Annotated in this window: 11 protein-coding genes and 1 tRNA gene; 10 read left to right on the forward strand and 2 right to left on the reverse strand. The window is 54.9% G+C overall.

The window, feature by feature from the left end; translation table 11 throughout:
• Positions 1-77 precede the first annotated feature (77 nt).
• The 3 genes from ACR3ZL_RS04740 (at position 78) to ACR3ZL_RS04750 (ending at position 2,499) form a co-directional block, all read left to right on the forward strand.
• Positions 78-206 (forward strand): hypothetical protein, encoded by a 129-nt coding sequence (locus tag ACR3ZL_RS04740; protein WP_473649037.1) that lies wholly within the window; start codon positions 78-80, stop codon positions 204-206.
• Between the two features lie 322 nt (positions 207-528).
• Positions 529-1,944 carry an acyl-CoA synthetase family protein gene (locus ACR3ZL_RS04745; protein WP_473649036.1) on the forward strand — a complete coding sequence of 472 codons (1,416 nt, stop codon included), beginning with the start codon at positions 529-531 and terminating at the stop codon, positions 1,942-1,944.
• Positions 1,945-1,983: 39 nt separating this feature from the next.
• Positions 1,984-2,499, forward strand: coding sequence for a DinB family protein (locus ACR3ZL_RS04750; protein WP_473649035.1), 516 nt, complete (start codon positions 1,984-1,986; stop codon positions 2,497-2,499).
• 125 nt (positions 2,500-2,624) lie between these two features.
• Here ACR3ZL_RS04750 and ACR3ZL_RS04755 read toward each other — a convergent pair whose 3' ends face one another.
• On the reverse strand, positions 2,625-2,933 hold the full coding sequence (locus ACR3ZL_RS04755) for a hypothetical protein (protein ID WP_473649034.1): 309 nt from the start codon (positions 2,931-2,933) through the stop codon (positions 2,625-2,627).
• Between the two features lie 332 nt (positions 2,934-3,265).
• On the opposite strand from ACR3ZL_RS04755, the gene ACR3ZL_RS04760 reads away from it, so the two are divergent.
• Positions 3,266-3,339: transfer RNA gene (locus ACR3ZL_RS04760), tRNA-Asp, on the forward strand.
• A 638-nt stretch (positions 3,340-3,977) separates the two neighbouring features.
• Here the strand turns inward: ACR3ZL_RS04760 and ACR3ZL_RS04765 are convergent.
• A complete protein-coding gene (locus ACR3ZL_RS04765; RefSeq protein ID WP_473649033.1) occupies positions 3,978-4,898 on the reverse strand; it encodes a LysR family transcriptional regulator in 921 nt (306 codons plus the stop codon).
• Positions 4,899-5,104: 206 nt separating this feature from the next.
• Here ACR3ZL_RS04765 and ACR3ZL_RS04770 point away from each other — a divergent pair, with 206 nt between their 5' ends.
• Genes ACR3ZL_RS04770 through ACR3ZL_RS04795 form a run of 6 tightly spaced genes read left to right on the forward strand, consistent with a single transcriptional unit; the run spans position 5,105 to position 11,444 of the window.
• On the forward strand, positions 5,105-6,382 hold the full coding sequence (locus tag ACR3ZL_RS04770) for an MFS transporter (RefSeq protein WP_473649032.1): 1,278 nt from the start codon (positions 5,105-5,107) through the stop codon (positions 6,380-6,382).
• Complete coding sequence (locus tag ACR3ZL_RS04775; RefSeq protein ID WP_473649031.1) at positions 6,379-8,094, forward strand: cyclase family protein; 1,716 nt, start codon at positions 6,379-6,381, stop codon at positions 8,092-8,094. The genes ACR3ZL_RS04770 and ACR3ZL_RS04775 overlap by 4 nt, the downstream gene beginning before the upstream one ends.
• Positions 8,084-9,412: a 3-oxo-tetronate kinase gene (gene otnK, locus ACR3ZL_RS04780; protein ID WP_473649030.1), complete on the forward strand. Its 1,329-nt coding sequence runs from the start codon at positions 8,084-8,086 to the stop codon at positions 9,410-9,412. Before ACR3ZL_RS04775 ends, otnK begins: the two co-directional genes overlap by 11 nt.
• Entirely contained in the window at positions 9,412-10,032 is a 621-nt protein-coding gene (gene otnC, locus ACR3ZL_RS04785; RefSeq protein WP_473649029.1) for a 3-oxo-tetronate 4-phosphate decarboxylase, read from the forward strand. Before otnK ends, otnC begins: the two co-directional genes overlap by 1 nt.
• Positions 10,029-10,331: a putative quinol monooxygenase gene (locus tag ACR3ZL_RS04790; RefSeq protein WP_473649028.1), complete on the forward strand. Its 303-nt coding sequence runs from the start codon at positions 10,029-10,031 to the stop codon at positions 10,329-10,331. Before otnC ends, ACR3ZL_RS04790 begins: the two co-directional genes overlap by 4 nt.
• A gap of 3 nt (positions 10,332-10,334) precedes the next feature.
• Positions 10,335-11,444, forward strand: a complete 1,110-nt coding sequence (locus tag ACR3ZL_RS04795; protein WP_473649027.1) for an isocitrate/isopropylmalate dehydrogenase family protein — start codon at positions 10,335-10,337, stop codon at positions 11,442-11,444.
• Positions 11,445-11,560: the final 116 nt, after the last annotated feature.

Here is an 11,560-nt window from a genome sequence, read left to right on the forward strand (position 1 = left end):
TCAATAAACTGCCTACCGCGATTGGCCGAAACCGCTTCGCGACAACGTTGAAATGTCCGTCTTCCCGCGTTTCTTGAATGACGTTGATGCTAGACTTGCCAGCGGTATTGGACCACCCGCTGGATTGCAAAATGCTGCCAACAACGGGTTACGGTAGCACGCTGGCGAATATCCGTGTCAGCTCAACAGGTGGATGGCTAGGTTAGCTAACTTGGGTGCCGAAACGGGGCTTTCCGAAATGCCGTTCCGAATCACACCGTTGGATCGATTCCTTAATCAAGTTAGCGGGCCAGAACCAAGTTAGCGGGCCAGAACGCCCAAAAGTCATTTTGCATTTGCGCCGAGCCACTGCCAGTGTTTTAGGCTTGGTGGTGGGACACGATGGATTGACAACTTGTATCGTTGATTTGCTTTCCGCCTTAATTTGGTTCAGCGCGTTGATTGAGTCAGCCGACTCGTTATCCAAGGGCGTTGCCGAGTATGCTATTTCCTTCGCCCTTATGACGCTCGCCCGGATCGCAGCCCACGATGACCGCCACGGATCAATCCGCCGACTCACTGAACCGCCAGGAATGCCGGACCCTCGATCGGCGTCAACTTTGCTCATTGCAACTGGGTAAGTTAAACCGGTTGCTGGGAACGTTGACGGATCACCCGCTTTATCGCCAGGCGTTGTCGGAAATCCGTTTGCCGCTGCAATCGCTCGATGAATTGAGCCAATTTCCCTTGCTGACCAAAAGCGATCTCGCTGGCCCTGCATCGCAAGATTCGTCGCCGCTTGAAGTTGCTTCCCCGGCCGGAGCCTCGCGGAATTTCGGAGCCTTGCCACCTTTGTTTGCTGGCCCCAAGGAGTCTTATGTCCGCTATCACCAAACCAGCGGATCACGAGGCTGGCCGATGCCGATTTTGGACACTCAATCCGATTGGGATTGGTGGATTCACTGTTGGCAATATGTATTGGATGCCGCTGAAGTAAGTGCCAGCGACATTGCCATGATGGCGTTTTCGTTTGGACCGTTCATCGGCTTTTGGTCGGCGAACGATGCTCTCGTGCAGCGTGGTGCACTCGTCGTTCCCGGTGGTGGATTAACCACGCTCGCTCGTTTGCAGTTGATCCAACAGCGGCGGTGCACGGTCTTGTGTTGCACGCCTACTTACGCCCTGCACATGGCCAGCGTGGCCAAACAACACGCCATCGATTTATCGCAAAACAATATTTCCAGAATCATCGTCGCCGGAGAGCCTGGCGGTAGCGTTCCCAGCGTACGAGATGCCATACAGTCTCAGTGGGGTGCCCGCGTGATCGATCATGCCGGTGCTAGCGAGATCGGAGCGTGGGGATTCGCCAGCGAAGACAACACGGGGTTGCACATCATCGAATCGGAATTCATCGCGGAGTTTCTGGTTTTCGATTCGCAAGGCAATCCACGGCCTCTCGAGCAGTGTGACGCCCATGACGACAAAACTAGAACAAGCTCAGACGATGGAAATCGCTCGGTGGGTGAACGCAGCGAATTGGTGATCACCAGTCTGGGACGTGACGGCGGTCCGGTGGTTCGGTATCGTACCGGCGACATTGTGACTCCCGTTTGGAACCATTCGCTGCCGTGTCGCTTTGTGCATTTGCCCGGCGGGGTTTTAGGGCGAGCCGATGACATGTTGGTGATCCGTGGGGTCAATGTTTTTCCAAGTAGCGTCGAGGCGATTGTTCGTGAGACTGAACCCACGGCGGAGTTTCGGATGATCGCTAGTCAGATCGATTCGATGGATCAATTGCGAATCGAACTGGAGGTTCATCCCGACTCCGATAGCGTGACAAAACTCGAACAAGTTTTGCGACAACGACTGGCCCTGCGGGTTCCAGTTGCCTGCGTTCCCGACGGCACCCTGCCTCGATCCGAAGCGAAATCTAAACGCTGGATCGACGAACGAAAATCAATTTAGCAAACTCTTGAAAACTCCCCACCATTGATAGGAAATCCCATGATCGGTCCGATGATTGCTGAATCCGCCAAAATGAGCATTGGTTATATTGAGCGACTTCTCAAAGACGTTCAGCCCAATCAGTTCGCTCGGTTTGCCGAAGTTGGCGGCAAGTTAGTGGAGTCCAATCACCCGGCTTTCATTTTGGGGCACCTGAGCATTTACCCGAGCCGGATCGTTGAGGAATTGGGGGGCGATGCGAGCTCGATTCTGCCCTCGGAAAAATACATCGCGTTGTTCTCTAAAGACGCGACTTGCTTGGACGATCCTGACAACACGCTATATCCGCCGATGGATGAGGTCGTCGGTAAGTTCTTCACTGCTCATCAAGCGGCGATTGATGCCGTGCTTCAAGCGGATGACGCAACCCTCGCCGCTGAGAATCCGAACGAAAGGATGCGAGCCAAGTTTGCCACCAAGGGCGGGATCCACGCATTCTATTTGGGTGGCCACACCATGTTGCATGTGGGCCAATTCAGTGCATGGCGACGGATGCAGGGACTCGGCCCTGCTTAAGTAAGCAGCCACCTTGTTGGAACGGATTCACTAGGGCCGATTTGTTCGGGTGCGTTCGCTAGGCCGCAGCCCGATGGTTTGCCGTTGCTGGATGTCGAGGCCTCAAGGGCTCCGCCAGCTCCGGATTAGTGTTTGATCGGGTTGCCCTTCAGGCAAACGAAGCCGAACAGCACAGAGCTGGCGGCCATGATTCCCCACTGGGTTTTGTTCAAATTCGTGGTGTAGTGCCGGAGCTCGTACCACGAATCCCACAACCAGTCGGTCAGCGAGAAGGCGAAAAAGAGGTAGTCCATGATATTGCTGTCAAAAGCGGAGGTGGGGCAGCGTGTCAATGCAACCGACCAACGTGCGGCTGGTTTCGTGCTCCCCTGAAAAAATTCCAGGTGCGCGAAACACTCGTGCGGTTCGCCCTTGGGGAGCAAGTACACGATCAAGGCCGTTTGTCGGCGCAAACAACTCGGTCGAAGCCTGAAAAAGCCTCAGATGAAAGCTAGGTCGAGTCGATCGACAAGCTGATCGGGAAGCCAGAACGGCTAAAGAAAGCGGTTGAATATGCCGAGATTACTAGGGAAAACCGGCACATTCGACATATCCGTTGCTTCTCCGGAGCACTGATTTTCAGAATTTCCGATCTGACGGCAGACACCTATTGCACGAGCCGGCAGCATAGATATACTTCCAGCCATCGAAGCCGACCCAACGATTCGTTTGTTGATCGACTTCGTTGTGTGTTATGCGAAAGCAACCACACAAGACGCCTCTTTGAGGCGCGGTAGCTCAATTGGTTAGAGCCCCGGACTGTCGATCCGGAGGTTGCGGGTTCGAGTCCCGTCCGCGTCGCTTCTAAAAGCTTGGTTTATGAACCAAGCTTTTTTTATGCGCCCACGGAAATCCAAACTCGCCCGTGTGCCAGCCCGACGCACTGGTCGTTTTGGGAGTGCGAAGCTCCTGCTGAGCTTGCGCGTTGTTTGGGCTGGTGGTAGCTCGGCGGGAGCCTTGCCCTCCCGAGGTGCGGGTGTTGGGCGAGGACTGGAGCAGCAGGGATTTGGGAGTGCGAAGCTCCTGCTGAGCTTGTGCGTTGTTTGGGCAGGTGATGGCTCGGCGGGAGCCTCGCCCTCCCGAGGTGCGGTTGTTGGGCGAGGACTGGAGCAGCAGGAATTTGGGAGTGCGAAGCTCCTGCTGATGTTTGTGCGTTGTTTGGGCAGGTGGTGGCTCGGCGGGAGCCTCGCCCTCCCGAGATGCGGGCGTTGGGCGAGGACTGGAGCAGCAGGAATTTGGGAGTGCGAAGCTCCTGCTGATGTTTGTGTGTTGTTTGGGTTGTTGGTAGCTCGGCGGGAGCCTTGCCCTCCCGAGGTGCGGGTGTTGGGCAAGGACTGGAGCAGCAGGGATTTGGGAGTGCGAAGCTCCTGCTGATGTTTGTGCGTTGTTTGGGCAGGTGGTGGCTCGGCGGGAGCCTCGCACTCCCGGGGTGCGGAGGGTTATGTCGCTTGGATCATTTCCACCAGGGTGCGCAGGGCGTTGGTTAGCGTTCGGCCTTTGCGATACGCGGCTACGACGTTGACATTGCCAATTTCACTTGCGATCGATCGTGTTTTGACGTGACCGGTTAGGAACCCATCGGGTTGGCTGGCGATGATCCCAACGCCTAAGCCAGCCCGGACGCAGGCAAGCGTGACGGCGCTGTTGTCGGTTTCGGCGACGATATTGAGCGGGGATTTCATCCCTAGTCGAAAGCGGGCTTGTTCCAATTGTTTGCGGCCAATCGTATGGGCACTGCCGACCACCAAGGGCTCGTTGATCAAATCGGCGAGCGTGACTTTGGATCGGCGTATCAGGCGGTGACGCGGTGGTAGTGCGGCAAGGTATTCCAGCGGATACAGCATTTCGTAGTCGATGCCGTCGGCGACCATTTCTTCAGGCGGCTCGATCAAGAAGGCGAGATCCGCTCGGCCTTCGAGTACCAATTGTTGCGCCGATACGTTATCGGCGGTCATCAATTGCATTCGTGTGCCTGGGAATGCTTTCTGGAAATGACGCAGGGGCTGGCCGAGCTCTTCCATCATCATCCGCATGCCGGTCACCAGCGTGAACTGCGTGATGGATTGGTCTTGATGTTCGGCCAGTCGTTCGAAGGTTGATTCCACGTTCGCCAGCAACGGACGGAACATTTCGTACAACGCTTGACCGCTATTGGTAGGGACGATGTTGCGCCCGGAACGCACGAATAATTTGGTTTTGTAGATTTTCTCGAGTGCTTTGACCTGCTCCCAAATGGTCGGCCCGGCCAACCCGAGAACCTCAGAGGCGCCAGCGTAACCGCCTCGTTCATACACGTGGCAAAACGTATTGACCTGCTGCATGGTCAGGGAATCGGCTTGCGCAAGGTTGACTAATGTCATTGGCTGTATCTGCTGATCATTAGGGCACGCTGAATGAATGGTCGAAATTATACAATAGAACCGCAGTTTCTTGCTGGTACAATCCCAACCATAAAAGTCGATTAATGGCTGGAGCGGGGCAGTCCCGCTGTTGATCGAGAGTTAATACTTCGAGTTCGTTCTTTCCGATTTTCTTCTTCTCCGAGACCCAGCCAATGCGAATCCCCATGCGATCATTCTTGGTCGCCGGCACGTTTTTGCTCTCGGTGCTCCTGTACGTGGACCGTGTTTGCATCTCGGCCGCCAAAACCGATGTGGCCACGGAACTGTCCCTCAGCGACCAGCAAATGGGATGGGTATTTGCTGCTTTTTCGTTGGGTTACGCATTGTTTCAAACACCAAGCGGTTTGTTAGCGGACCGGTTAGGGCCGCGGCGAGTATTGGCTTCGATTGTGGCTGTGTGGTCGCTGTTCACTGGATTGACGGCGGCGGTGGGGTCATTCGCGAGCATGCTCGTGGTGCGGTTCTTGTTCGGTGCAGGAGAAGCCGGTGCATTCCCTGGTATGGCACGTGCGATGTATTCGTGGATTCCGATGCAGGAACGGGGGTTAGTTCAAGGGATTAATTTTTCCGGTTCACGAATTGGTGCCGCGGTAACACTGCCATTGGTTGCGGGGTTAATTGCCCAGATTGGATGGCGACCCACTTTTGTGATTTTGATGCTGGTCGGCTGCGTCTGGTCGGTGTTGTGGTTGATTTTCTTTCGTGATGATCCTGAAGATGCGAGCTGGCTCGGCGAATCCGAACGCGATTACATCTTGGCGAACCGACAGAGCAGTTCGAAATCGGATGTAACGATCGATCGTCCAGTGGACGTTGCGACAAAAGCTTCGTTGACATCGACGATGTGGCGATCGGGAAGTGTGTGGGCTCTATGTATTCAGTACTTCGCGTCGAATTTCATTTTCTTCTTTGGTTTGACTTGGTTCTTTCCACAATTGATGTCGCGTTACGGTTTGACTGGCATGCAGGCGAGTTTGTTCACCGCCTTGCCCATGATTTGTGGTGCGATTGGAAACTGGACCGCCGGCTGGTGGGTGGATCGTTTGTATTCACGCGGAAAGTGGCGTTTGTCGAGGCGATTGCCTGCGGCGGTCGGTTTTACCTTGGCCGCGATTGGGATCGTTGGAAGCGCTTATGCGGTGACACCGCTGTCGTCGTCGATGTGGTTCAGTCTTTGCATCTTCGGAGCCGACATGACTTTGTCGCCTTCTTGGAGCACGTGTGTGGATATTGGCAAATCCAATGCAGGCGTCGTGTCGGGGACGATGAACATGGCCGGGAACATCGGCGCGTTTGTCACATCGCTGGCTTTCCCGTATCTGCTGAGTTGGACGGGGTCTCCGATCCCATTCTTCTATGTTGCGGCAATACTCAACGTTGCAGCGATCGTGTTGTGGTTTCGTATTGATCCGGCCACTCCATTGCTAGAGGAGCAATCATGAGCGGAGCGACTCAGCGACGCGGTCTGTTGATTGGCGCAGGCTATTTCAGTGACTTCCACTTGAGTGCGTGGGTGCGAATCACGGGAATGGAAATTGTCGTGATCTGTGATCTGGATCGGTCGAAAGCCGAGCATGCGGCAGCGAAGTACGGCATCGATCATGTCTATACCAGTGTGTCGGAAGCTTTGTCGCGAGAGGACCTGGACTTCATTGACGTGGCGACTGGTCCGACAGGACGATTGGAGTTGATTGAACAGGTCATTGGCCGAGGCTTGCCCGTGATTTGTCAAAAGCCACTAGCAAGTGACAAGCGTTCAGCAGGACGGATATTGGAGTTAGCGGAAGCGAGTGGGCAGCCGTTCATGGTCCACGACAATTTTCGCTTTCAGCCTTGGCATCGCGAGATCAAGCAATTGATCGACGAAGGTGTGATCGGCCAGCACTTGCATACGATGACGATCCGAACTCGCATGGGCGATGGTTGGGGAGACGATGCCTATTTAGATCGTCAACCCTATTTCCGTACGATGCCGCGTCTACTGATTCAAGAAACGGGCGTGCACTTCGTTGATATTTTCCGGTACCTCGGTGGCGAGGTCGCGGAGTGTTCAGCACGCTTGCAGAAACTGAACAGTGTGATCGCCGGTGAAGACGCCGGAGTGATGACGCTTCGCTTGCAAAACGGCATTGTCGCAACCTGGGACGCGAACCGATACAACGAATCATCTTGCGACAACCCACGCTACACATTCGGTGAGATGTGGATCGAAGGTGACGGCGGCAGTTTGACATTGGCCAATGATGGAACGATCAAGGTGCACCCGCTGGGGCAGGCCGAGTACACGCACGACTACACCCCTTCGAAATTGGGGTTTGCGGGTGATTGCGTTCACGCTTGCCAGTTGCATTTTCAAGAAGTCTTGGATGGCAAAGCAGAGTGCGAAACTTCGCCAGCAGAGTACCGCAAGACGCTGCAAGTAGTTGAAGCGGCTTACGAATCAAATCGCCGGGGGCAGTCTGTTCGGTTGCAAGCATCGACTATCGCGAAGCCTGGTAATCATCGACGGGTGATCGACCTGAGTTTGCCCGTTACACCGGAAATGCCGGGCGTCGAGATCTCAACTGCCAAGACGATCGAAAAGGAAGGCTGGAACGCGACGAACTTGCACCTGTACTCGCATGCTGGAACTCACATGGATGCCCCCAAGCATTTCGTGCCAGGTGGTGCTTCGTTGGACGAACAAGATTTATCCGCTTGTTGTGGTCCTGCCCGAGTGGTGTCGCTACCCAATACATTGCCACGATACCTGATCACCGTTGACGATGTGATGTCGGCAATTGGCGAGGTTTATCCTGGCGATCGGTTGCTGTTTCGAACGGATTGGCATCAACGTTTCGGGACTCCCGCTTATCGAAATGAGTTGCCTCGGATTTCGATAGAACTTGCCGAGTGGTTGGTGCAGCGTCAGGTTGCGATGATTGGTGTCGAGCCGCCCTCCGTTGCTGACGTCAATCACATCGAAGAGCTGACGAACGTTCATCAAACCTTGTTTCGAGGCGGCGTGGTGATTGTGGAAGGTCTGGCCAACTTGGATCAGATCCCATGTGAAGAAGTCGAGTTCGTTGCCCTACCATTGCGGATTGTCGGTGGCGATGGATGTCCGGTGCGTGCGATCGCGATTGTAAGTGAGGGAGTCGGACATGATTGCTGAGCGAATGGGTTGCATTGCCGATGATTACACAGGCGCGACGGATTTGTCGTCGATGTTGGTGCGTGCCGGTTTGCGTGTGGTGCAGTGCTTTGGCATTCCCAATGACTTTCATTCGAAAAGTTTCGATTCAACGGAATTCGATGCGGCGGATGCGATTGTGGTGTCTTTAAAATCCCGATCAATTCCGGCGTCGGAAGCTGTCGAGCAATCGCTGGACGCTTTGCGGTTTCTGCAATCGATGGGGGTAGGCCGATTCTTCTTCAAATATTGCTCGACGTTCGATTCGACCTCGGCAGGAAACATTGGTCCGGTCGCTGATGCTTTGGCCGACGCATTGCATGTTGAAACGCTATTCTTTTGCCCGTCTTTTCCGGAAAACGGACGAACGGTTTATTGTGGTCATCTTTTCGTAAACGGTTTACCGCTGCACGAATCAGGAATGCGGAATCATCCGCTCAATCCAATGTTGGACAGCAACTTGGTGCGAGTTCTGAAGATGCAGTCAAAACGAAATGTGGCTTGGTTGGCGTCGGGGCAACTACCACATTTGGATGTTCCTACCCACTTCATCGTTGATGCGATAAACGACAATGACCTACGGTCAGCAGCCTGGATCGCCAAGTCGCATGTGCTGTTGACGGGCGGATCAGCCGTTGCGCAGTACTGGGCGGAAGCAATGGGAATAGGAACGCACCGCCAGCAGCAAACTGAGCCACAACCAGCGCGTGAGCAGTCCGTTAACGGCATCAAACCAAATGGTTGTCAAGTTGTTATCAGCGATAGTCCCAGTAATAGTCCCAGTGTGATCTTGGCGGGGAGTTGCTCGGACGCAACTCGAGCTCAGGTGGCGGAATTTTCGCGATCACATCCGGTATTGCACTTGGACATCGACGGCTCGCAAACCACCGACGAAATGGCCGCCGAAGCTGTCCAGTGGTGCCGCGATCGTTGGGAAGAAAGTCCCGACGTTGATGGAAGTCAGCCCGTGCTGATTTGTTCCAGTGCGGACGTAGAGTCCGTCGCAGCGGCGCGTTTGCATCTTGGCGAACGTGAATCGGCGGATTTCACTGAAGCTGTCTTCGCCGCGATAGCAACGGAATTAGCACGCCAGGGAGTGGACCGAATTGTGGTAGCCGGCGGCGAAACTTCCGGTGCGGTGATCAATGCATTGAATATTACGGCGGTGCGAATTGGTCGCGAAATTGCGCCCGGTGTTCCGTGGGTAACTTCCGTTTCGGGGCCGTCCTTATCGTTGGCACTGAAGTCGGGCAACTTCGGTGGACCGCGATTTTTCTTTGATGCTTTGGAGGCACAGTGATGAGCGAACGTGAACTGCGCGAACGGATGGCCGAACATGGTCGGTCGATTTACGACCGCGGCTTAACAGCTGGTAGCTCTGGGAATATCAGTGTTCGGTTGCCTGACGGATTGTTGGTGACGCCGACCAATTCGTGCCTGGGGCGATTGGATCCTGATGAAATTTCGCGGCTCGATTCGGTCGGGAATTTGATCTCGGGGAAGCCGCCATCCAAGGAAGCATTCTTGCACCTGGCTTACTACAACGCGCGGGCCAAAGAAACGGCTGTCGTGCACCTGCATTCGACTTGGTCGGTGGCGGTCAGTTGCCTGGCCGATTTGGACCCTGAAAACGCGATCCCGCCGGTTACTGCTTACTTTGTGATGCGTGTCGGCAGGTTGCCGCTGGTGCCCTATTTTCCGCCGGGTGACGAACAATTAGCTGATGCGGTTGCGGATGCTGCCAAGTCATCACGCGGGGCTTTGCTAGCCAACCATGGACCCGTGATCGGTGCGGCCGATTTGGATCAAGCCGTGTACGCGATTGAAGAACTTGAAGAGACCGCGAAGTTGTTCCTAATGCTTCGCGGCATGCCCACTCGTTTCCTTACTGAAGAACAACAAAAGCCACTTTTGAAATGACAAAACCTACCTTTGCGATCGCGGTCACATTCCGCATCAAACCGGAATTCGTGGACGCTTTTCGAGCTCGGGTGTTACAGCAAGCACGTGACTCCGTGCAGCTTGAACCGGAATGCTTTCAGTTTGATGTGATGACCGAAGAAGCCGATTCGTCGGTCTTCTTCTTGTATGAGACCTATGCGAACGCGGACGCTTTCATTGCCCACAAAACGACCTCCCACTTCTTGGACTTTGATCAGCAAGTCGCTGATTGGATTGAAGCCAAAGAGGTGCGTCGATTGAATCTGTTGGAGAACTAACTAGTGAAGAATTATGAAATTGCCGCGTTGCCCGGCGATGGGATCGGCCCGGAGTGTATGGACGCGACCTGCATTGTGCTGGATCGTTTGGTGTCCCAAACCGATGGACTTGAGTTAACGATCACGCCACATCGGGCGGGCGCGGAGTTGTACCGCGAAAGCGGCGAGACACTGCCGGCGAGTGTGCTTGAAAAGTGCTTGCAAGCGGACGCCGTATTGCTGTCGGCGATTGGTTTGCCGGACGTGCGGTACCCCGATGGAACTGAGGTGCAGCCAACGATGATGGTGGGGCTCCGTCGCGCGTTGGACGTTCACTCGGCCATTCGTCCAGTCAAGTTGTATCCGGGGGCTCCTTGTGCGTTGAAGGACACGGGACCAGGGATCGATTTCATCGTGATCCGTGAAAACCTGGAAGGCTTGTTTGCCTCGTTCGGTGGTGGCGCCAAGGTGGGCGACGAAGTGGCGACGGACACACTGGTCGTTACTCGCAAGGGAACATCGCGAGTGACCGACTTCGCGTTTCGATTGGCTCAGCGTCGCAACGGACGTCCCCGCGATGGCAAGAAAATGGTGACCTGTGTTGATAAAGCGAATGTGTTTCGCAGCATGGCGTTCTTTCGAGAAGTGTTCATGGACGTGGCGAAGACGTATCCGGACATTGATCGAGACGCTGTGTATGTCGACGCGATGAGTTTGTACATGGTCCAAAACCCTTGGGACTTCGATGTCCTGGTCATGGAAAATCAGTTTGGCGACATCTTGTCGGATCTTGGTGCGGGCTTGGTAGGCGGACTCGGGCTGGGCCCGTCCGCTGAAATCGGCGAGAAGCACGGACTGTTCCAGCCTTCCCATGGCACGGCTCCGCAAATCGCCGGTAAGAATGTTGCCAATCCGATGGCAACGATCCTATCGGCCGCGATGATGTTGGATTGGCTCGGTGACCAACACAACGATGCGGTTTGTATCGATGCCGGTGCACGACTCGAAAACGCAGTTGCTGCGGTATTGAAGGATGGTCAGATCCGGACGCCTGATATTGGCGGTTCCGCATCGACAACCGAAGTGGCTGAGGCAATCGCCGACGCCCTCGTTGACGCCATCGTCACTGTGTAAAGGTACTGCGTAACCGTACCGAGCCAAAGCGGGACCGGCAGTTCGCTTGCCTTCCCAAAGTTTCAATCCTGTTCGTTTCCCACCACGATCCACGACGCGTCGTCGGGGTCGTATTT

This window comes from Rhodopirellula sp. J20-39, from assembly GCF_057365095.1.